The 19,901-nt window shown below is 64.3% G+C and carries 20 protein-coding genes and 1 tRNA gene; 10 read left to right on the top strand and 11 right to left on the bottom strand.

What is annotated here, in order from left to right; translation table 11 throughout:
• Window positions 1-37 precede the first annotated feature (37 nt).
• A complete protein-coding gene (locus G5A46_RS04980; protein WP_163847857.1) occupies window positions 38-520 on the bottom strand; it encodes a GNAT family N-acetyltransferase in 483 nt (160 codons plus the stop codon).
• Complete coding sequence (locus G5A46_RS04975; RefSeq protein WP_163847855.1) at window positions 517-1,110, bottom strand: HD domain-containing protein; 594 nt, start codon at window positions 1,108-1,110, stop codon at window positions 517-519. Before G5A46_RS04975 ends, G5A46_RS04980 begins: the two co-directional genes overlap by 4 nt.
• A 113-nt stretch (window positions 1,111-1,223) precedes the next feature.
• Here G5A46_RS04975 and ahcY point away from each other — a divergent pair, with 113 nt between their 5' ends.
• The 3 genes from ahcY to G5A46_RS04960 all read left to right on the top strand — a co-directional run bounded on the left by ahcY (window position 1,224) and on the right by G5A46_RS04960 (window position 4,042).
• Window positions 1,224-2,609, top strand: coding sequence for an adenosylhomocysteinase (ahcY, locus tag G5A46_RS04970; protein ID WP_163847853.1), 1,386 nt, complete (start codon window positions 1,224-1,226; stop codon window positions 2,607-2,609).
• Entirely contained in the window at window positions 2,609-3,580 is a 972-nt protein-coding gene (locus G5A46_RS04965; RefSeq protein ID WP_163847851.1) for a ketopantoate reductase family protein, read from the top strand. Before ahcY ends, G5A46_RS04965 begins: the two co-directional genes overlap by 1 nt.
• A gap of 120 nt (window positions 3,581-3,700) precedes the next feature.
• Window positions 3,701-4,042 (top strand): DUF2853 family protein, encoded by a 342-nt coding sequence (locus G5A46_RS04960; RefSeq protein WP_163847849.1) that lies wholly within the window; start codon window positions 3,701-3,703, stop codon window positions 4,040-4,042.
• Between the two features lie 297 nt (window positions 4,043-4,339).
• Here the strand turns inward: G5A46_RS04960 and G5A46_RS04955 are convergent, their stop codons facing one another.
• From G5A46_RS04955 to tsaD, 5 genes are all read right to left on the bottom strand, one after another.
• Window positions 4,340-4,738, bottom strand: coding sequence for a DUF1761 domain-containing protein (locus tag G5A46_RS04955; protein ID WP_163847847.1), 399 nt, complete (start codon window positions 4,736-4,738; stop codon window positions 4,340-4,342).
• A gap of 97 nt (window positions 4,739-4,835) precedes the next feature.
• On the bottom strand, window positions 4,836-5,258 hold the full coding sequence (locus G5A46_RS04950; protein WP_163847844.1) for an EVE domain-containing protein: 423 nt from the start codon (window positions 5,256-5,258) through the stop codon (window positions 4,836-4,838).
• Window positions 5,258-5,530: a YciI family protein gene (locus tag G5A46_RS04945; RefSeq protein ID WP_163847842.1), complete on the bottom strand. Its 273-nt coding sequence runs from the start codon at window positions 5,528-5,530 to the stop codon at window positions 5,258-5,260. Before G5A46_RS04945 ends, G5A46_RS04950 begins: the two co-directional genes overlap by 1 nt.
• A 2-nt stretch (window positions 5,531-5,532) precedes the next feature.
• A complete protein-coding gene (locus G5A46_RS04940; RefSeq protein WP_163847840.1) occupies window positions 5,533-6,492 on the bottom strand; it encodes an NAD(P)H-dependent glycerol-3-phosphate dehydrogenase in 960 nt (319 codons plus the stop codon).
• Window positions 6,489-7,586 carry a tRNA (adenosine(37)-N6)-threonylcarbamoyltransferase complex transferase subunit TsaD gene (tsaD, locus tag G5A46_RS04935; RefSeq protein WP_163847839.1) on the bottom strand — a complete coding sequence of 366 codons (1,098 nt, stop codon included), beginning with the start codon at window positions 7,584-7,586 and terminating at the stop codon, window positions 6,489-6,491. Before tsaD ends, G5A46_RS04940 begins: the two co-directional genes overlap by 4 nt.
• Before the next feature lie 51 nt (window positions 7,587-7,637).
• Here tsaD and G5A46_RS04930 point away from each other — a divergent pair, with 51 nt between their 5' ends.
• The 4 genes from G5A46_RS04930 (at window position 7,638) to G5A46_RS04915 (ending at window position 11,564) form a co-directional block, all read left to right on the top strand.
• Complete coding sequence (locus G5A46_RS04930; protein ID WP_163847837.1) at window positions 7,638-8,384, top strand: uroporphyrinogen-III synthase; 747 nt, start codon at window positions 7,638-7,640, stop codon at window positions 8,382-8,384.
• Between the two features lie 49 nt (window positions 8,385-8,433).
• Window positions 8,434-9,819 carry a mitofilin family membrane protein gene (locus G5A46_RS04925; RefSeq protein ID WP_163847835.1) on the top strand — a complete coding sequence of 462 codons (1,386 nt, stop codon included), beginning with the start codon at window positions 8,434-8,436 and terminating at the stop codon, window positions 9,817-9,819.
• Window positions 9,820-9,831: 12 nt separating this feature from the next.
• On the top strand, window positions 9,832-11,382 hold the full coding sequence (locus G5A46_RS04920; RefSeq protein ID WP_163847833.1) for a heme biosynthesis protein HemY: 1,551 nt from the start codon (window positions 9,832-9,834) through the stop codon (window positions 11,380-11,382).
• 106 nt (window positions 11,383-11,488) lie between these two features.
• Window positions 11,489-11,564 (top strand) — tRNA-Thr (locus G5A46_RS04915).
• Here the strand turns inward: G5A46_RS04915 and G5A46_RS04910 are convergent.
• Together G5A46_RS04910 and G5A46_RS04905 are read right to left on the bottom strand one after the other, a co-directional pair.
• The gene (locus G5A46_RS04910) at window positions 11,553-12,302 is read right to left on the bottom strand and encodes a sugar transferase (protein ID WP_163847831.1); all 750 of its coding nucleotides are present in this window, start codon (window positions 12,300-12,302) and stop codon (window positions 11,553-11,555) included. The genes G5A46_RS04915 and G5A46_RS04910 overlap by 12 nt on opposite strands.
• 84 nt (window positions 12,303-12,386) lie before the next feature.
• A complete protein-coding gene (locus G5A46_RS04905) occupies window positions 12,387-13,883 on the bottom strand; it encodes a phosphomannomutase/phosphoglucomutase (protein WP_163847828.1) in 1,497 nt (498 codons plus the stop codon).
• Window positions 13,884-14,051: 168 nt separating this feature from the next.
• On the opposite strand from G5A46_RS04905, the gene glmM reads away from it, so the two are divergent.
• Window positions 14,052-15,392 (top strand): phosphoglucosamine mutase, encoded by a 1,341-nt coding sequence (gene glmM, locus G5A46_RS04900; RefSeq protein WP_163847826.1) that lies wholly within the window; start codon window positions 14,052-14,054, stop codon window positions 15,390-15,392.
• 110 nt (window positions 15,393-15,502) lie between these two features.
• On the opposite strand, the gene pncA is transcribed toward glmM, so the two are convergent.
• Window positions 15,503-16,114, bottom strand: a complete 612-nt coding sequence (pncA, locus tag G5A46_RS04895; protein ID WP_163847824.1) for a bifunctional nicotinamidase/pyrazinamidase — start codon at window positions 16,112-16,114, stop codon at window positions 15,503-15,505.
• Between the two features lie 136 nt (window positions 16,115-16,250).
• Between pncA and trhO the strand changes: the two genes are divergently transcribed.
• Both trhO and G5A46_RS04885 read left to right on the top strand, forming a co-directional pair.
• Window positions 16,251-17,165, top strand: a complete 915-nt coding sequence (gene trhO, locus G5A46_RS04890) for an oxygen-dependent tRNA uridine(34) hydroxylase TrhO (RefSeq protein WP_163847822.1) — start codon at window positions 16,251-16,253, stop codon at window positions 17,163-17,165.
• A gap of 276 nt (window positions 17,166-17,441) precedes the next feature.
• Entirely contained in the window at window positions 17,442-18,287 is an 846-nt protein-coding gene (locus G5A46_RS04885; protein WP_163847820.1) for a phosphotransferase family protein, read from the top strand.
• Between the two features lie 81 nt (window positions 18,288-18,368).
• On the opposite strand, the gene ubiB is transcribed toward G5A46_RS04885, so the two are convergent.
• The gene (gene ubiB, locus G5A46_RS04880; protein WP_163847818.1) at window positions 18,369-19,901 is read right to left on the bottom strand and encodes a 2-polyprenylphenol 6-hydroxylase; all 1,533 of its coding nucleotides are present in this window, start codon (window positions 19,899-19,901) and stop codon (window positions 18,369-18,371) included.

Here is a 19,901-nt window from a genome sequence, read left to right as displayed (position 1 = left end):
GGGCCGCACGGCCGGCTCGCGGAAGACGCCCGACCTGTCAGAGGTCGCAGCGCTTCAGCACCTTGTCCACCACGCGACCGTCGCCCAGGCGGTAACCCTCCTTGCGGCCGTAATCCTCGAAGCCGCGGCTTTGGTAATAGGCCAGCCCACCGATATTGTCGGCGCGGATTTCCGCGTCGATCCAGGCGTATCCCGCCGCGCGCGCAGCGCCTTCCGTTGCCGCGAACAGGCGCGAGCCGATGCCCAGGCCGGTGTGCCCCTGCCGGGAAAAGGTTGCGATGCTCGCGACATCGGGGCCATGGGCGCGGTGGGGTTCGACATATTGGAACCCCATGATCCGGCCCTGCGCATCCTCGGCGACATGCCAGATACAGCGCGCATCGGCCCGCATCTTCGCGGCGATATCGGGGCCGGAGACCGGATCGGTCATGGCGGTGGTGCTGCCCTCCGCGATGATCTCGTTCAGCAATTCGGCCATGGGGCGGGCGTCCAGCGGCCCGGCGCGGCGGATGTGGATCATGGCAATTGCTCCAGCAGTGCGGCATGTCGCGCAGTGAAATCCTCCCGCACCGCCACCGGAGCCCGCAGGGAGATATCCAGCCCCGCGATCAGCGCACCATCGGGCCGGCCGAAGAATTTCGTCGCCTCGCTTTCGGTGAAGCCGGCGATTTGCGTCGCCTCCATCCAGGCGCTGACCCTGTCGGCCTTCTTGATCTGTTGTTTCAGCCGCTTGGGCGTCAGGGCCGGGAGGCCGAACCGGATGTGGATCGCCGCCGACAGCCGGTCGTCCAACTTGCCGTAATCGGGACCGACGGCGGCCTTGACCGGGGAAATCATGTCGCCGATCACGTATTCCGGCGCGTCATGCAGCAGCGCCGTCAACCGGGCCGTCGCGCCCGCGCGGGGGTGCAGCCGGCCAAAGATCGCCTCCACCAGAAGGGAATGTTCGGCCACGGAATAGGGGAAATCGCCGCGCGTCTGCCCGTTCCATCGCGCGACAAAGGCCAGCCCGTGGGCGATATCCTCGATCTCGATATCCACCGGGGTCGGGTCCAACAGGTCCAGCCTGCGCCCCGAAAGCATCCGCTGCCATGCCCGCGCCTGTGCCATCGATCGTTCACCTCTTCGTCACGGGGCCTACCTACAAAGGCCCCGCAGCGATTGTCGAGCGGGAAAGCAGGTGCTATCCCGCCGTCACCACCAGACACCCGGGGAGATGCCACATGGCCGCCGATTACATCGTCAAGGATATTGCCCTCGCCGCCTTTGGCCGCAAGGAACTGGACATCGCCGAGACGGAGATGCCCGGCCTGATGGCCCTGCGCGACGAATACGGCACGGCCAAGCCGCTGTCGGGCGCGCGCATCGTCGGGTCGCTGCACATGACGATCCAGACCGCCGTCCTGATCGAAACTCTGGTGGCGCTGGGCGCCGACGTGCGCTGGGCTTCGTGCAACATCTTCTCCACCCAGGACCACGCCGCCGCCGCGATTGCCGAGGCGGGCGTTCCGGTCTTTGCCATCAAGGGCCAGACCCTGACGGAACATTGGGACTATCTGGACCGGTCTTTCCAGTTTGCCGACGGGCCGAACCTGATCCTGGACGATGGTGGCGACGCGACGCTGTACATCCTGCTGGGCGCCCGGATCGAGGGCGGCGAAGATTTCGGCGTCCCCACCTCCGAGGAGGAAGAGGCGATTCAGGCCCAGATCAAGGCCCGTATGGCACAAAGTCCCGGTTGGTTCACCAAGATGCGCGATCAGATCAAGGGCGTGTCGGAGGAAACCACCACCGGCGTGCATCGCCTGTACGAGCTGGTCCGCGACGGCCGCCTGCCCTTCCCGGCGATCAACGTCAATGACAGCGTGACCAAGTCGAAATTCGACAACAAATACGGCTGCAAGGAATCGCTGGTGGACGGCATCCGCCGCGCCACCGATACGATGATGGCGGGCAAGGTCGCCGTGGTCTGCGGCTATGGCGATGTCGGCAAAGGCTCGGCCGCGTCGTTGCGTGGTGCCGGGGCGCGGGTCAAGGTGACGGAGGTCGATCCGATCTGTGCGCTTCAGGCCGCCATGGACGGGTTCGAGGTCGTGACGCTGGAAGACGTGGCCGACAGCGCCGACATCTTCATCACCACCACCGGCAACAAGGATGTCATCCGGATCGAGCATATGCGCGCGATGAAGGACATGGCCATCGTCGGCAACATCGGCCATTTCGACAACGAAATTCAGGTGGCCCACCTGAAGAACCACAAATGGACCAATATCAAGGACCAGGTGGACATGATCGAGATGCCCTCCGGCAATCGCATCATCCTGCTGTCCGAGGGACGGCTGCTGAACCTGGGCAATGCCACCGGCCATCCCAGCTTTGTCATGTCCGCCTCGTTCACCAACCAGGTGCTCGCCCAGATCGAGCTGTGGACCAAGGGCGATGAATACGACAACCAGGTCTACATCCTGCCCAAGCATCTGGACGAGAAGGTCGCCCGCCTGCATCTGGATCGTATCGGGGTGAAGCTGACGAAACTGGCGCCGGAACAGGCCTCCTATATCGGCGTCACGCCCGAAGGCCCGTTCAAGCCCGAACATTACCGCTACTGATGCGGGTCGTCGTTTATGGCGTAGGGGCGATCGGCGGCACATTGGCCGCGGCGCTGGCGGATGCGGGCTTTCCCGTCATCGGCATCGCGCGGGGCCGGCAGCTGGACGCGATCCGCAAAGACGGGCTGACACTGCGCAGCCCGGATCGGGTGATCCACGCCCGGTTCGATTGCGTTGCCGCCCCGTCCGACATCGACTTTGCCCCCGATGACGCGATCCTGCTGACCATGAAGTCGCAGGACACCATGGCCGCGTTGCAGGATCTGCGCGCCGCCGGGGTCGACAATCAGCCGATCTTCTGCGCCCAGAATGGTGTCGCGAACGAGGCGATGGCCGCGCGGATCTTTCCCAATGTGCACGGGATCTGCGTGATGATGCCCTCCTCCTTCGTGGAGCCGGGGCAGGTCGTGTGCAGCGCCACGCCGAAACTGGGGATGTTTGACATCGGCCGCTACCCCTCGGGGCATGATCACGCCGACACGGCTCTGGCCACGGCGCTGGATGCGGCCGGGGTGAAAAGCTTTGTCCAGGATTGTGTGATGGACAGCAAGTATGGCAAGCTGTTGCTGAACCTCAACAATATCATCGACGCTGCCCTGGGCGCCGGGGTGGCGACGGGCGATCTGTCCGACCGCATCCGCGACGAGGGGCGGCAGGTGCTGCGTGCGGCGGGCATCCCCTGGCGGGAGGTCGGCGGCAGCGATCCGCGTCGCAAGGAATTCGTGCAGCAACGTCCGGTGGATGGCGCCGCGCGGGTCGGTACCTCCACCTCGCAGAGCCTGGCGCGAGGCACCGGCTCGGTCGAGACGGACTTCCTGAATGGCGAGATTGCGCTGATCGCCCGCCAGGCCGGGATCGCCGCGCCGATGAACGCCGCCGCGCAACGCCTGTCCGCCCGTCTGGTCCGGGACGGGGCGCAACCTGGCGCGATGTCCCTTGCCGCGCTAACGGGGCTTCTGACGGCGGAGTGAGCCGCCGCCAGTGCCTCTCTCGGGCGTGGGCAATTGAGGCTTTGACCTGTGGCTGTCCCTGAGTAGTCTTTTCCCAGCCCGTGATCGCGGGCGACAGACTGGAAAAGCTGGAGACACCTCATGGGCAAGCGTGACGATCTGATCGCCAAATACGCCGAAGATCTGAAAACCAAGTGCGGCATGACGCCGGACATGGATCTGTTGACGAAAGTGACGATCGGCTGCGGCCCGTCGATCTACAACGACGACGCCTCCACCGTGGCGTCCAGCCAGCCGGCGGAGCTGGAGACGGTCAAGACCAATTTCCTGATCAAGAAGCTGGGGCTGAGCGACGGGCCCGAACTGATGTCCGGCATCGACGCGGTGATCGAAACCTACGGCAAGTCCGAGCGGAACAAGTATCGCGCCGTCGTCTACTACATGCTGACCAAACATTTCGGCAAGGAAAGCGTCTACGGCTGAACCGTGCGCCGTGGTTGACGCGGCGTTTTCCATAAAATCCGAACTAGTACCACATTGATGCAATGGCGGATGTGTGCAAATCTGCATTCACGGCGCGGCACAGGTCGCGCCACGCGTTTCATGTGTGGTGGTAAGGGAGCACATGGGGACCACGGGAGACCGGCGCCGACCGACATCCCGTGGAAAACAGCCGCAACCGGATGTTGCGCGACCTGCGGTCGGGGTGGGGCCCGACCGCAGGTTTTCTGTTGTATACCGGCGCGGTCTGATATCGACGGCGCCGCGCCCCGACGCGGATCAGGCGAACAGGCCCAGAACCAGGCCGATCACGCCACAGCCCGCAACCGCATAGCCGCCGTCGATCAATGCCAGCTTGGCCGGGCGCCCGGCATAGGCGGTGTTCATCGCGATCCAGGGCGCGATGAAGAACAGACCGATGCCCAGGCCGGACACCAGCCCCTTTCCGGCGCCGGTGATGCCTGCCATGGCGAACATGTGCCGCATCATCCCGGCCACCAGGATCATCGCGATGGCCGAGACGACATAGGGCAAGGGGCTGTCCCCTTCCGCCGGTTTGCCATCCGGACCGCGCGCAATTCCCGCCGCCGCCATCCACGGATTGGCCAATGTCATGTACCAGGCCGCGCCCATTCCGAATCCCGCCGCTGCCGCGACAATCACTGCGATCAAACCCATCTTCTTTCCCGTCTTCTGTCATCCGTCGGGCACCGGCGCCCGTGACGACAGGATGCCCCAAGGCACCCTGCCGTCCAAAGGTGAAATTTTCCTGAAATCAGGATGGGTCCGTCGCGCCCATCTGGCAGATGATCTGCCATTCCTGCGGCGTGACCGGCTGGACCGACAGGCGCGAGTTGCGCACCAGGATCATCTCGGCCAGGTCGGAATTGGCCTTGATCGCGTCCAGCGCGACGGGTCGCGCCATCGGTTTCAGCGCCCGGATATCCACGCAGTCCCACCGCGCGTCTTCGGTGGTGCTGTCGGGATGGGAGGTGGCGCAGACCTCCACCAGGCCGACGACCTCCCGGTCCTTTTGCGAGTGGTAGAAGAAGCCCCGGTCGCCCAGGGCCATCTCCCGCATGAAGTTGCGGGCCTGGTAATTGCGCACTCCGTCCCATTCCTCGCCTTGGCGGCCCTTGGCGACCTGGTTGTCCCAACTCCAGGTCGAGGGTTCGGATTTGAACAACCAGTAGCGCATCAGCCGATAACCTTGTTCCAGGGCAGCAGCGATACTTCGGAAAACAGGCCCGCGCGGCTGTAGGGATCGCCGACCACCCATTCCTGCGCGGCGGCCAGGTCTGCCACGTCCAGCACCACCAGCGATCCGCACATGGCACCGTCGGCGTCCAACAGCGGGCCAGCCATGGCGACGACGCCAGTGTCCTTGAGATAGGCCAGGTGGGCGTCCCGGTTGTCCTTGCGGATCGAAAGCGCACCGGGTTTGTCCTTGGCGTGAAGTGCGACAAGCATGTTCATTCCTCCTTGAGTGGGCGATTGAGCAGACGCCCCATGGCGTCCTCGATGGAAATGGTGCGTTGGCACAGCGCGGCGACGACCTCGGTGATCGGCATGTCCAGCCCGCGGGCTCCGGCCAGGTCCAGCACCGCGCGCGATGTGGCGGCGCCCTCGACCGTAATGGCGTCGTCGAACCCCTCGTCCCGACCCAGGGCACGGCCGAAGCGGTAGTTGCGCGATTGCTCCGACGTGCAGGTCAGGGTCAGATCGCCGAACCCGGCCAGCCCGGCCAGCGTTGTCGGCTCGGCGCCAAGGTGCAGGGCCATGCGCTGCATCTCGGCATAGCCGCGGGTCATCAGGGCGGCGCGGGCACTTTCGCCCAGCCGCGCGCCCATGGCGGCACCGCAGGCGATGGCCATCACGTTCTTCAGCGCGCCGCCCAGCTCTGCCCCCGTGACATCCGCCGTGCGATAAAGCCGAAGGTTGCGCGCCGTCAGCCGCTGCTGCAAGTCGGCCCCGCAATCGGCATCGGCACAGGCCAGCGTCAGAGCGGTGGGCAGTCCCCGCGCGATATCGGCGGCAAAGCTGGGGCCGGTCAGCATGGCAAAGGTCGCATCCGCAACGCATTCGTCGACGATCTCCGACGGCCGTTTGCCGGTGGACAATTCGATGCCCTTGCAACAGGCCACCAGAACCCGACCGCGCAGCGCATCGGCATGGGTGGTCAGCAATGCGCGCAGTTTCTGCATCGGCACGGCCAGCAGGACCGGCCCGTCCTGGGGCAGGTCCGCGATCCGGTCGGTGACGGTGATGCTGGCGGGCAGGACAACGCCCGACAGGCGCGGCACCGCCCGCGTGTCGCGCATCCTGGCCACTGCTGCCGCGTCCCGCGCCCAAAGGGTCACGGCCCCGCCTGTCCGGGCAAAGGAAATGGCGAGCCCGGCGCCAAACGCCCCTGCACCCAGGATGGAGATCATGCCTTTGCCCCCTTTTTCCCGCTGCCCAGCATGCCCGGTGCAGCCCCGTCCAGCGGCCAGCGCGGACGGGCAGCCAGATCCATGCCGTCGCGCTGCCCGGCGTCGAACAACTCCATCCCTGCATACGCGATCATCGCCGCGTTGTCGGTACAGAGTTTCAGCGGCGGTGCCACGAATTCCACTCCCCGCGCGGCGCAAAGATCGGCCAGCCCGCCCCGGATCGCCTGGTTGGCCGCGACACCGCCCGCCACGGCCAGCGCGGGTGTGGCCGGGGCCTCCGCCAGATAGAGATCCAGCGCGCGCCGGGTCTTTTCCACCAGCACGTCGCAAACAGCAGCCTGGAACCCTGCGCACAGATCGGCGCGATCGCCCGCCCGCAGGCTGTTGTCCTGCATCACCCCGTCCCGCGCCCGCAGCACGGCGGTTTTAAGCCCCGAAAACGACATGTCGCATCCGGGCCGGTCCAGCAACGGACGTGGCAGGGCAAAACGGGCCGGATCGCCGGTGCCGGCCTCGGCCTCGACCGCCGGGCCACCGGGCTGCGGAAGGGCCAGCAGGCGCGCGACTTTGTCAAAGGCCTCTCCCGGGGCGTCGTCGATCGTGCCGCCCAGGCGGGTGAACGCCTGCGCGCCGCGTACCAGCAGGAACTGGCAATGCCCGCCAGAGACCAGCAAAATCAGGTAGGGATAGGCCAGGCCATCGGTCAGCCGCGGCGTCAGCGCGTGCCCGGCGAGGTGGTTCACCCCGATCAGGGGCAGCCCGCGCGCGGCGGCGATCGCCTTGGCGCACATGACGCCGGACAGAACGCCGCCGATCAGTCCCGGCCCGGCGGTGACGGCCACGGCATCCACCGCGTCCAGCGTCACGTCGGCCTCCGTCAGGGCCCGGCGGACGCAACCATCCAGCTTCTCCGCATGGGCGCGGGCCGCGATCTCGGGCACCACCCCGCCAAAAGGCGCGTGCAACGCCGCCTGCCCGCTGACCACCGAGGACAGGATCCGCGCCCGGCTGCGGGCGCCCTCCCGGGTCAGGATCGCGGCGGCGGTGTCGTCACAGCTGCTTTCCAGCCCGAGTATCGTCAGCTTGCCGTTCATTCAGGGATCCGTTGCGCAGGGAACCTCTGGCAGGTAACACCGGAAGCAGATGTGGACAACTATGTCGGGACAGCGATGACGGCGATCCTTCTGACCCGGCCGGAACCGGATGCGTCAAGATTGGCCAGCCTCCTGCGCAGGGATCTGCGCGGGGTCCATGTCGAGGTTTCGCCCCTTCAGCGCATCCGCTTTACCGGCACCACGGCAGAGGCAGGCCCAGACACGCGCCTGATCTTCACCTCGCGCAACGGGCTGCGGGCCTGGCATGATGCGGGCGGGCCGCCCCTGCCCTGCTATTGCGTGGGTCATGACACCTGGGCCATGGCGCGGGACATGGGCCACCAGGCGACATCGGCCAATGGCCGGGCAGAGGATCTGCTGCATCTTCTGTTGGACACAAGGCCCGACGCCCCGCTGCTGCACGTGCATGGCACGCACCATCGCGGCAATATCGCCGCGCGCCTGTGCCGCGCGGGGCTGAATGCGCGGGGGGTGGCGATGTATGACCAGCGCGCCATCGCGCTGACTCCGGCCGCGCTGACGCTGCTGGGCGGTGGCACCCCGGTGGTCGTGCCACTTTATTCGCCAAGATCGGCAAAACTCTTCCGCGATGCCGGGATTGGTGACGCCCCCCTTTTTATCGGGGCAATCAGCCCCAGTTTAGAAGAAGAGATCCAGGCCATCCCGGCCATAATGCGCCTGATCGCCGATCGGCCGGATTCGGCGGGGATGTTGACCTGTATCAAGGGATTGTTGGCCGCCGCCCGTCAGCTTGAGGCCGGGCGAGGCGGCAGGTAGACAGGAATTGCTGCACCTGCGCAGTAGACGGAATCGAGAGGGAAGGCGCGTGGCCAGGAAACCGAAGCCCGAGGGTGGCGAACAGGTGAGCGACAAGACAAAGGGCGACGCGGCGGTCTCGCCGCCCGACCCCACGCCGAAGGACGAGACACGCGCCACCGGCGACGCGGCGCCACCGGCGGCTGACCTGCCCCGCGACGATCTGGCCGACAAGGATCTGTCCACGACAGACCTGATCGACACCCGCCCCCCGGTGGAGCCGCGCGCCACCGGCGACGACCCCACCGGCGCCCGCGCTGCGGGTGCGCAGCCTGATGTTCACCCCGGGGATCCCGGCGAAACCCCCGGTGACGTTCCGGATGGTCAACTCCCTGAAACAGAGACTGACATAGACCCTGATAAAGGCGCATTCGAAGCGGCTGAAACCACGTCTCCGCCGGACCTCACCCCCCCGGCAGAGCCGGAGGCCACCGCCCAACCCGCCCGCCGCTCCGGCTTTGGCCCGGCGGTCCTGGGCGGTGTGGTTGCTGCCTGCATCGGCTTTGGCGCGGCGGTGATCCTGTTCCCGCAAGGTGTGCCCCTGCTGGGCGGCGGCGCCGACATGCAGGCCGAGCTGGAGCGGCGCCTGACCGAACAGCAAGCGGCGATCGACGATCTGCGCGCGGCCGTGGAAACCGGGCCGGACCTGTCCGCCCTCGATGGGCTCAGCGCTCGGGTGGCCGACGCCGAACAGGCCCCTGCCGCCCTCTCTGCTCGGCTGGACGAGCTGACCGCGCGGCTGGAAACCGTGGAACAGCGCCCGATCTCGCAGGGCGCCGACGCAGAGACGATCCGCGCCTACGAGGCAGAGCTGGCCCGGCTACAACAGGCCATGTCCGACCAGCGCGCGGAGGTCGAGGCGCTCGTCACCGATGCCCGCCAGATCAAGGCAGACGCGGCCGAAACCTCGCAGCAGACCCAGCAGCGCGCGGCCCTTGTCGCCCTGCGCGGTGCGATCGACGAAGGCGCGGCGCTGACCGGCCCGGTGCAGACCCTTGCGGAGGCCGGAGTGGAGATCCCGCAACCCCTGGTGGATGCGGCAGACAATGGTGTGGCCACGATGGCCAGCCTGCGCGCCGCCTTTCCCGATGCCGCCCGTGATGCGCTGAACACCGTGCGCGGCGGCGAAGGGCGGCCGGCCTCGCTCGGGGATTTCCTGCGCAGCCAGCTGGGCGCGCGATCCCTGTCCCCCCGCGATGGCGACGACCCCGATGCCATCCTCTCCCGGACGGAGGCGGCCCTGCAATCGGGCCGTTTGGACACTGCTGTCGCGGAGGTGGAGGTCCTGCCGGATCCGGCCCTGTCGCAGATGCAGGACTGGCTGGACCGTGCCCGGTCGCGCCTCGCCGTCGTGACCGCAACCGAGGCGCTGACCTCTCAACTGGATGCCAAGTAAGGAACGCCCCGGATGCTTTGGTCACTTGTCAAAATCGTTGTTTTTGTTGCCCTTGTTGCCGCAGCCACCCTTGGCGCCAGCTACCTGCTGGACCTTGACGGCGGCGTGCGCGTCGCCTTTGGCGGCTATGAATACAACCTGACCCTGCTGAAATCCGTGATCGCGCTGACGCTGTTGGTCGTGGTTATCTGGCTGCTTCTGAAACTCGCCGGACTGCTGATCGCGCTGCTGCGCTTCATCAATGGAGACGAAACCGCGCTGTCCCGCTATTTTGACAGAAATCGGGAACAGAAAGGGTTCCAGGCGCTGAGCGAGGGCATGATGGCCCTGGCCTCCGGCGAAGGTCGGCTGGCCTTGTCCAAGGCGCAGCGCGCCGATCGCTATCTGGATCGACCAGAGCTGACCACCATGCTGACCGCCCAGGCGGCAGAGCTGACCGGCGACAAGAAGAAGGCGGCGGAGGCCTACAAACGTCTGCTGACCGAGGACAAGACCCGGTTTGTCGGCGTGCGCGGCCTGCTGAAGCAGAAACTGGACGATGGCGATACCGAAACGGCGATGAAGCTGGCGGAAAAGGCTTTTGCCCTGAAACCCGCCCATGCGGAAGTTCAGGACCTGCTGCTGAAACTCCAGGCGGAGCAGAGGGATTGGCAAGGTGCGCGCGCCACCTTGAAGGCCAAGCTGCGCCACGGCACCCTGCCCCGCGACGTGCACCGCCGCCGCGACGCCGTCCTGGCCCTGTCGGCCGCCCGCGACGTCATCGACGAGGACGCCGGCATCGAAGCTCGCGAAGCCGCGATCGAAGCCAACCGCCTTTCCCCGGACCTGATCCCCGCCGCCGTTTTCGCGGCGGAGACCTATATCACCCAGGACAAACCGCGCTACGCCACGCGGGTGCTGAAAAAGGCGTGGGAGGCGCAGCCGCATCCCGACCTGGCCGCCACCTTCGCCGCTCTCGCTCCCGAGGAAACCCCGGAGGAGCGGTTGAAACGGTTCACAGCGTTGACCAAGGTGCATCCCGATCACCGCGAGACCCGGCTTCTCAATGCGGAGCTGCTGATCGCGGCGGAGCATTTCCCCGACGCCCGCCGCGCTCTGGGTGACCTGGTGACCGAACAGCCGGACGCCCGCGTCCTGACAATCATGGCCGCGATCGAGCGGGGTGAAGGGGCCTCCGACGCCATCGTCAAGGGTTGGCTGGCGCGTGCCGTGACGGCCCCGCGCGGGCCGCAATGGATCTGTGACAATTGCCATCATATCCACGGCGATTGGGCGCCGGTCTGCGAAAATTGCGGCGGATTCGACACGCTGTCCTGGCGGGACGCCCCTTCGGCTGAGACGTCGACGCCGATGTCGCAGCTGATGCTGCCCCTGATCGTCGGACGCCCTGATGACGCCGCTCCCGTTCCCGCCCCGCTTCATGCCGCCACGCCGGCTCCGGAGGAGAACCCGCACCCCCCATCAGAAAGCCATACGACGGAACCCGAGGAAACATCGGTGGCCGACGCCGAAATCCTGCCACCGGAGGAAGGTCAGACGCGGGAAGATGCACGGGAAAAATAGATCTTTCCGAACCCGGAGCGGGGTGTTATAGCCCCGCTCCACAGGGCCGCGACAGCGGTGCGTAGTGACCAGTCCGGCCATGTTGCGGCCACGACGGAAGAAGGATGCCGGTGTAGCTCAGCTGGTAGAGCACGTCATTCGTAATGATGGGGTCGTAGGTTCGAGTCCTATCACCGGCACCATTCTTCTCTCCCCCCTTTGGTTGATATCAGATGCGGCTGCACCCGGGGCGATGCCCGCGTGTTAGGCTGGTTCAAGTGCCCGTCCGCCTGGGCACGGGTGGAAAGCCGCAGCCGTGGCGTCACGCGCAAGGGCAGCGGGGATAGGTGCAGCACAGTGCAGATCATGATCCACAGATCCAGCCCCGATGCGCAACGACGGGCATGGATCAGGTCCAGCCGCGCCTTGGCGGGCAGGCAATGCCGTCGATAAAGCTGATCTGCCTCCCCAGCGGTGCGGGCGCCGGAAAGAAGTGCAGCCTCCCGGTCGAGCCATAGCAGCGTACCCAACCCCGTCAGCCCCGGACGCATTCGCAGGACACGGGCATAAAGCGCGGGAAAGGCATCGACATATTCGGGTAGCGGAGGGCGCGGCCCGACAAAGGACATGTCCCCGCGCAAAATGTTCCAGAGCTGCGGCACCTCGTCCAGGCGGGAACGTCGCAATCCTGCGCCCAAAGGTGTGATCCGCGCCCGCATGGCCCCACCGCAGACCCCGATATCCCCGGGGTCCGGGCGCATCGTTCGGAACTTTACCAGCCGAAACCGCCGGTTTGGTGACGCCATCCGTTCCGACACATGAAACACGGGACGTCCGTCCCGCAGCAGCACGGCCAGCGCGATGCCCAACGCCAGTGGCGCCAGGACCATTGCCAAGGTCAACGCCAGAACCACATCCATGAACCGTTTTCGCCAGGTCATCATGCCTCTCGTCGTGACGGGGCCAGGATTGGCCCCGCCTGAACCTAGGCGAGAAGAGGTTGCGAACCGGTAAAGATCCGACGTTCAGAATGTCTGATCATAGTCCCCGACTGAGGATTCCATACGCAAAAAACCGTCAATTTCGGCGAAAATGCGCCGCAGTTCCGCCTCGCTTTCACTGCTTTCACAGACCACCACGAGGTTCGGCGTGTTGGAACTGGCCCGCACGAGGCCCCAGCTGCCATTGTCGAGAATCACCCGTGCGCCGTTCACCGTGACCACCTCCTTGATCGGGCGCCCTGCAAGGGTCCCGCCCGCTGCGGCATGGGCGGAAATTCGGGCGACGATGCGATCAAGTGTATGATATTTCTCGGTATCCGGACAATGAGGCGATAGTGTCGGCATCGAATATGTACGCGGTAGGGCCCGGCGCAGATCGGACATGGACTGATCGGGATTGCGGTCCATCAGCTTGCAGATCTCAACCGCGACGCGCATCCCGTCGTCGTAGCCGCGGCCAACCGGTTCTGCCAGGAAGTAGTGCCCCGACTTTTCGAAACCGGCAAGCGCGCCCAGTTCCTTGACCCGTCGTTTCATGTGGCTGTGGCCGGTTTTCCAGTAGTCGGCCTTGGCCCCGGCGGCCTGCAGTTCCGGATCAGAGGCAAACAGCCCGGTGCTTTTGACATCCGCCACGAAAGTGGCACCGGGATAGAGTTTCGACAGATCCCGAGCCATGATGACCCCGACCTTGTCGGCAAAAATCTCCTCTCCCTCGTCATCGACGACGCCGCACCGGTCCCCATCGCCGTCAAACCCCAGGGCCAGATCCGCCCCCGAAGATTTCAGCGTCGCGGACATGTCGTGCAGCATCTCCATCGCCTCGGGGTTGGGATTGTAGTGGGGGAACGTGTAATCAGGGGTTGCATGGCTTTCCACGACCTCGACGCCGATCCGGCGGAACAGCTCGGGGGCAAAGGCGCCCGCGGTCCCGTTGCCGGTGGCGCAGACGATTTTCAATTTGCGCGTCATGCGGAAATCGCCAACTAGATCATCAAGATAGGCTTCGCGAACCCCATCGGCGAATTCATAGGAACCGCCATCTGCGGCCTCCCCGGTGCCCGAGAGAACGATATCGCGCAGTTCTGCCATCTCGTCCGGGCCGTGGGTCAGGGGCCGCTCAAATCCCATCTTTACCCCTGTCCACCCGTTGGGGTTGTGAGACGCTGTGACCATCGCCACCGCTGGAACGTCAAGGTGAAACTGTGCGAAATAGGCCATGGGCGACAGGGCGGGGCCAATATCCTTTACCGCGATACCGGCCTGCATCAGGCCCAGCATCAGCGCATTCTTGATCGACAGTGAATAATCCCGATAGTCGTTGCCGACTGCGATCACCGGGGCGATGCCCCGCCGCCGCATCTGCGTGCCCAGCCCCAGACCCAGGGCGGTCATGCCCGGCAGGTTGATTTCATCGGGATATTTCCAGCGCGCGTCATATTCGCGAAATCCGGTGGGGGCGATCATCGGATCGCGCAGAAATTCCCAGGTGTTCGGGGTCACGGTGGCGGCAGGCTTGGTCATGGGATGTCTCCTGTGTGGCCCGGTGGCGGGCCTGACGTGGCTTGCTCCCTTGATAGGGAACCGTCCCGCAGCGTTCAACGCAGGATCATGGCAATAGGCGAAGGATGGTTGATCCACCTGCGCACAAGCGGGTAGATGAGCCAGAACGGCATCTGAAAAGGCAGTCAAATGGCCAGGAAACTCTTCGGGACCGACGGCGTACGAGGACGGGCGAACAGCTGGCCCATGACGGCGGAAAACGCATTGAACCTGGCCGCGGCGGCGGGTCGCTACTTCCGCCGTGACAAGCAGGAGCATCGCGTGGTGATCGGCAAGGATACGCGGCTGTCCGGCTACATGCTGGAAAACGCGCTGACGGCCGGATTTACCTCCACGGGGATGAATGTTTTCCTGTTGGGCCCGGTACCGACCCCGGCCATCGGATACCTGACCCATTCGCTGCGCGCGGATATCGGGGTCATGATTTCGGCCAGCCACAATCCTGCGGCAGACAACGGGATCAAGTTCTTTGGACCCGACGGGTTCAAATTGTCCGACGAGGCAGAACGCCGGATCGAGGAGCTGATGGCGCAGGGTGTGGCCCCCTGTGCCCCGGAGAATATCGGCCGCGCCCGGCGGTTCGAGGATGCGCGCGGCCGTTATGTCGAATATGCCAAGACGACCTTTCCAAGGCGTAAACGATTGGAGGGTTTGCGCATTGTCTTGGACTGCGCCAACGGTGCCGCCTACCGGACCGCGCCCGACGTCCTGTGGGAGCTGGGCGCGGAGGTGATCCCCATCGGGGTGAAGCCCGACGGCCTGAATATCAACGAGGATTGCGGGTCCACCCACCCGGCAACTGCGGCGCAAAAAGTGCGGGAAACCCGGGCGGATATCGGGATCTGCCTTGACGGTGATGCAGATCGTGTGACTTTGATCGACGAACGTGGGCAGGTTGCCGATGGCGATCAGATCATGGGGCTCATCGCGTCACGTTGGGGCGAAGAGGGGCGACTGGCCCAGAACACGCTGGTGGCGACAGTCATGTCGAACCTGGGGTTGGAGCGTTACCTGGCTGGGCGCGGGATCGCGCTCGAGCGTACGGCGGTGGGCGACCGGTATGTGGTGGAGCGGATGCAGGCCGACGGGTTCAACCTGGGGGGCGAGCAATCCGGACATATCGTGATGTCCGACTACTCGACCACCGGCGACGGGCTGATCGCGGCACTGCAATTCCTGTCAGCCATGGTCGAAACCGGCCGTCGGGCTAGCGATCTGGCGCGGGTTTTCGACAAGGTCCCGCAGCAACTGATCAATGTGCGCTATGCCACCGGAAAGGCGCCCCTGACCTCGGATCGGGTACAAGAGGTGATCAACGCGGCACAGAAAACTCTGGGCAAGGGGGGGCGGTTGCTGATCCGCGAATCGGGCACCGAACCTTTGATCCGGGTCATGGGAGAAGCGGAAGATACTGCTCTTCTGGATCGCGTGTTGACCGAGGTGACAGAGGCCGTTCGCGCTGAAAGCTGACGCCTGCAGGACATGGCACGGGCCAGGGGGGGCGAAAAATTCGCGACCTTCTTCTTTCGGGACGCAGGTCGTTTCAGTCCGCAGCGTAAGGCCGGGTCTGCAAGTCGCGGCTAGACGGTTCGACCCGAGGCGAAATTCACACCTGCGGCGCGCATCCCTTCTTCGGCTGCGGCCAGAGATCCGTCAAGGTCGATCGCCCGGCATAGATCGCGGCGCAGAGTCACTGAATAGCCCAGTTTTGTCGCATCTACCGCCGAGAAGTAGACGCAAAAATCCGTGGCCAAGCCAACCAGCGTCAGCGCGCTTATTCCCCGGTCGCGCAGATAGCCGTTCAGCCCTGTCGGGGTGGTTCTGTCATTCTCGAAAAAGGCAGAATAGCTGTCGATTGCTGGACGGAACCCTTTTCGGACAATTAGATCCGCCCGGTCGACGGCAAGTCCGTCGTGAAAATCAGCGCCAGCACTCCCTTGAATACAATGGTCGGGCCACAAGACCTGGGCTCCGTAGGGCATATTAATCACATCGTAGGGTCGCTTTTTCCCATGCCGGCTGGCAAAGGAGGAATGGTCGGCCGGATGCCAGTCCTGGGTCAGGATGACCGTGTCATGATCAGCCATGAGGGCGTTGATTCCGGAGACGATTTCATCCCCGTTCGTGACCGCAAGAGCGCCGCCGGGGCAGAAGTCGTTCTGGACGTCGATCACGATCAGGGCATGGGGCATGAGGGCTCTCCTTTTCGTCGAAACGAAAGTGGCCGATGGCGCAGCGGCCGTCAACGTAGCTGCACCGGGTGGATACGTCTGACCGCGATAGTTAACCCCGTTGCGCGGCGCGACCAGAGCGACTATTTGCCCGGCCATGTACCATATCGCCGCTTTGTACCACTTTACCCGCTTTTCCGATCCGACAGCCTTGCGTGGACCGCTGCTCGCCTTCTGTCAGGCACGGGCGGTCACTGGGACATTGTTGCTGGCGTCGGAAGGTGTGAACGGCACCATCGCGGGATCTGAAGAGAGCATTGCGGCAGTTCTGGACTATCTTCGCGCCTTGCCCGGCTGTGCGGATCTGGAGTGGAAGATCAGCCATGCCGCTCTTCAGCCTTTCGGCAGACTGAAGGTTCGGGTGAAGAAGGAGATCGTAACGATGGGACAGCCTGATGTCGATCCGCGTGCCCGCGTTGGGCATTATGTCGACCCTCAGGATTGGAATGACCTGATCAGCGCCCCCGACGTCGCCGTGATCGATACGCGAAACGACTACGAAGTTGCCATCGGGACATTCGACGGTGCGATTGATCCCGGCACCGCCTCCTTTCGCGATTTTCCCGCCTGGTGGGAGGCGAACAAATCCCGGTTCCATAACAAGCGGATCGCGATGTTTTGCACCGGAGGTATCCGGTGCGAAAAATCCACGAATTTTCTCATTTCCCAGGGTGTCGAAGATGTGTTTCACCTGAAAGGCGGCATTCTCAAGTACCTTGAGGTGGTGCCCAAGACGGACAGCACATGGCAAGGGGAATGTTTTGTCTTTGACGGCCGCGTCTCGGTCGGCCATGGGTTGGCGGAGGGTCCGCATCTTCTTTGTCACGCTTGCCGCCGTCCGCTCCTTCCCGAGGATCAGGGGCATCCGGCATACGAGGAAGGCGTGGCTTGCCATCATTGCGCGGCCGAATCGACCGACGCGGACAAGGCCCGTTTCCGGGAGCGTCAGCGCCAGATAGCCCTTGCTCGCGAACGAGGGGAGAATCATTTGGGTCGCGCTGATTTCAAGTGATGGATGCGCTGCAATCTGCATCGGTCAATTCCTGCCACCTATTCAACTTGCCCAGTTCTACCGCACGTGGTGTTAACAGGTCCCTAAAGAGCGCACTTTTTTGCCTTCGCTCGGAAAGCATGACAGTTTTTCACGTGACGCGACTACGAACAAAGGGCGCGCCGGAGGACTGAGAATGCCCTATGAAGTCGCGCGACTTGCCGGGTTCGAATTGGCGTCGTATGTGTCGTCCATATTCAGAATGGAGAGCGGGCGATAGCCAATATTCTACGGACTATGCCACCGGAGATTGTCACCTGCTTGCGTCGGCTGGGCCTGGGCGAGCCAGGGGCGGTGACGCCCCTTCGGGGTGGCAGGCGCAACATTGTCTGGCGGGTAGCCATGCCTGGCGGTGACGTCGCGGTCAAACTGTATGATCCGCATCAGGAAAGTCGGGTTTTTCCCAACAATCCCAAGGCGGAAGCGCTCGCATTGAAGGTTCTGTCGGGGCATGGACTTGCGCCGGAGTTTCTAGCGCAGGATACGGCGGGGAAGACACAACCTTTGGTTGTCTATCGCTACCTGACGGGACATGTGGGAGAATATGCTCCGACGGCTATTGGGCGATTGTTGCGCAAGTTGCATGGAGTGCCATCGCCACGATTGCGAAGCGCACCCGATGGCTCAGCCACGTTGCGCAGAGAGGTGCTCCGGATGGCGCAGGCGCTGCCAGAGGGATTGAGAGAAGATCTCATGTTTCATCTGCCCGAGCGTGATGTGCCCCCATGCAATCAGAAGGTGTTTCTTCATGGCGATCCGGTACCTGGGAATATCCTGTCTGAGGACGACGGACTGCGTTTGATCGATTGGCAATGTCCCGCGCAGGGTGACCCTGTCCATGACCTTGCTATTCACCTCTCACCGGGGATGAACGTCCTGTACGGCGCTGCTCCGCCCTGCGGGGCCTACCGAAAGGCATTTCTGCAAGGATACGGAGATCCAAAGGTTGCCGATAGGTTGCAAGCTCTGACACCGTTCTATCATGCTTGGCTGGCAGCCTATTGTGCCATCCGTGTGGCGCAGGGAGAGGTGGATTACCGCGCGGCCATGGAACTGGAGCTGAGCGCATTGCGCAAAAATTAACTTCCGCGAAAGATTCGCCCTGTAAGACCGGAGGCATCCGGAACCGAACCTTCAATAGCAGCGGATTTCACCAGATGCATGTCACCCTGCCAGACCAATTGCCAACGTCAGCGCGGCACCGACCGCACCACCGATGGTGGCCCAGATCACCGCGGCGCGCCAGCGGTTTGGCCGTAGCGGTTTGGGCTCGGCAACCTGACGCATCAACGCCTGCTCAACCAGCCGCGGTAGTCGCGGCCCGAACCTGGCCATCACCTGTGCGGCCCTTGTCAGGTCACGGGCCAGCGCGCGCGGGCCGAGGTTCTTGCCGATATAGTCCTGAACGATGGGCTGGGCGATTTCCCAGATGTTGATCTGCGGGTTCAGCGATCGTGCCACGCCTTCGACCACGACCATGGTGCGTTGCAGAAGGATCAGCTCTGTGCGCGTTTCCATTCCGAATTTCTCAGTCACCTCAAAGAGGTAGGAAAGAAGTCGGCCCATGGAAATTCGCGTCGCATCCATGCCGAAAATCGGTTCGCCAACAGCTCGAAGGGCGCGCGCGAATTCGTCGACATCCCGGTCGGCAGGGACGTAGCCGGCCTCGAAATGGACTTCGGCGACACGACGATAATCGCGCCTGATGAAGCCGTAGAGGATCTCGGCGTAGACCCGGCGGGTGTATTCGTCGATATGGCCCATGATCCCGAAATCATAGGCGATGATAGTGCCGTCAGGGCCGACCTTCAAATTGCCCTGGTGCATGTCGGCGTGAAAATAGCCATCGCGGAGCGCATGGTTGAGGAACAATTGCAGCACCCGTTCGCCCAGCACCGCGCGATCGTGGCCCGCGGCATCCAGCGCGACATTGTCGCCCATCGGGACGCCGTCCATCCAGTCCATGGTCATGACCCGGCGGCTGGACAGATCCCATTGAACCGCAGGCAGGCGGAAGCCCTGGTCTTTCTCGGTGTTGGCGGCGAATTCGCTGGCGGCGGCGGCTTCGAGGCGAAGATCCAGTTCGGCGCGAACGACTCCGTCAAAATGTTCGATCACATCGGAGGGGTGCAGCCGCCGGAAGCTGCTGGACAACCCTTCGATGAGAGTGGCGGCGAGGTAGAAGGCATCAACGTCGCGCCGGAACGCCCGTTCGATCCCGGGGCGGAGGATTTTCACAGCGACCTCACGTCCATCCTCGCGGAGCCGCGCATGATGCACCTGAGCGATGGAAGCGGCGGCGACGGGTTCGGAAAACTCCGAGTAGATCTCGTCCAGCGGTCGGCCCAACTCCGCCTCGACGGCGTGCCGGGCTTCGTCCATGCCGAAGGGAGGGAGCTTGTCCTGGAGAACGCGCAACTGGCGTGCCAGGTCGGCGCCCACCAGATCGGGGCGGGTGGACAAGACTTGCCCGAATTTGATGTAGGCCGGGCCAAGGGCGGTCAACGCACGGGTGGCCGGGGGCATCGCGGGATCGCCCCTGTCCCCCAGCCATTGAAAGGGCCAGCCGAGGATTCGGGCGGCGGCGCGCAGCAAGGGGGGCGCTTCGTAGGCGTCGAGCACCACGCCCATGGCGCCGGTGCGTTCCAGCGTGGCGCCGGTGCGGATCAGACGCCAGATATTGTGCGGGCCGCGCAT

The organism is Pseudooceanicola aestuarii (assembly GCF_010614805.1).
GTDB classification, from domain to species: Bacteria; Pseudomonadota; Alphaproteobacteria; order Rhodobacterales; family Rhodobacteraceae; genus Pseudooceanicola; species Pseudooceanicola aestuarii.
Note: the sequence above shows the minus strand (reverse complement) of the source record. Positions and strands in the feature narration are given on the sequence as shown.

What these genes read in the sequence shown, in the direction of transcription:
- G5A46_RS04980 (WP_163847857.1), bottom strand. Translation starts at nt 520, where the DNA reads ATGATCCACATCCGCCGCGCCGGGCCGCTGGACGCCCGCCCCATGGCC.
- G5A46_RS04975 (WP_163847855.1), bottom strand. Translation starts at nt 1,110, where the DNA reads ATGGCACAGGCGCGGGCATGGCAGCGGATGCTTTCGGGGCGCAGGCTG.
- ahcY (WP_163847853.1), top strand. Translation starts at nt 1,224, where the DNA reads ATGGCCGCCGATTACATCGTCAAGGATATTGCCCTCGCCGCCTTTGGC.
- G5A46_RS04965 (WP_163847851.1), top strand. Translation starts at nt 2,609, where the DNA reads ATGCGGGTCGTCGTTTATGGCGTAGGGGCGATCGGCGGCACATTGGCC.
- G5A46_RS04960 (WP_163847849.1), top strand. Translation starts at nt 3,701, where the DNA reads ATGGGCAAGCGTGACGATCTGATCGCCAAATACGCCGAAGATCTGAAA.
- G5A46_RS04955 (WP_163847847.1), bottom strand. Translation starts at nt 4,738, where the DNA reads ATGGGTTTGATCGCAGTGATTGTCGCGGCAGCGGCGGGATTCGGAATG.
- G5A46_RS04950 (WP_163847844.1), bottom strand. Translation starts at nt 5,258, where the DNA reads ATGCGCTACTGGTTGTTCAAATCCGAACCCTCGACCTGGAGTTGGGAC.
- G5A46_RS04945 (WP_163847842.1), bottom strand. Translation starts at nt 5,530, where the DNA reads ATGCTTGTCGCACTTCACGCCAAGGACAAACCCGGTGCGCTTTCGATC.
- G5A46_RS04940 (WP_163847840.1), bottom strand. Translation starts at nt 6,492, where the DNA reads ATGATCTCCATCCTGGGTGCAGGGGCGTTTGGCGCCGGGCTCGCCATT.
- tsaD (WP_163847839.1), bottom strand. Translation starts at nt 7,586, where the DNA reads ATGAACGGCAAGCTGACGATACTCGGGCTGGAAAGCAGCTGTGACGAC.
- G5A46_RS04920 (WP_163847833.1), top strand. Translation starts at nt 9,832, where the DNA reads ATGCTTTGGTCACTTGTCAAAATCGTTGTTTTTGTTGCCCTTGTTGCC.
- G5A46_RS04910 (WP_163847831.1), bottom strand. Translation starts at nt 12,302, where the DNA reads ATGACCTGGCGAAAACGGTTCATGGATGTGGTTCTGGCGTTGACCTTG.
- G5A46_RS04905 (WP_163847828.1), bottom strand. Translation starts at nt 13,883, where the DNA reads ATGACCAAGCCTGCCGCCACCGTGACCCCGAACACCTGGGAATTTCTG.
- glmM (WP_163847826.1), top strand. Translation starts at nt 14,052, where the DNA reads ATGGCCAGGAAACTCTTCGGGACCGACGGCGTACGAGGACGGGCGAAC.
- pncA (WP_163847824.1), bottom strand. Translation starts at nt 16,114, where the DNA reads ATGCCCCATGCCCTGATCGTGATCGACGTCCAGAACGACTTCTGCCCC.
- trhO (WP_163847822.1), top strand. Translation starts at nt 16,251, where the DNA reads ATGTACCATATCGCCGCTTTGTACCACTTTACCCGCTTTTCCGATCCG.
- G5A46_RS04885 (WP_163847820.1), top strand. Translation starts at nt 17,442, where the DNA reads ATGCCACCGGAGATTGTCACCTGCTTGCGTCGGCTGGGCCTGGGCGAG.
- ubiB (WP_163847818.1), bottom strand. Translation starts at nt 19,901, where the DNA reads ATGCGCGGCCCGCACAATATCTGGCGTCTGATCCGCACCGGCGCCACG.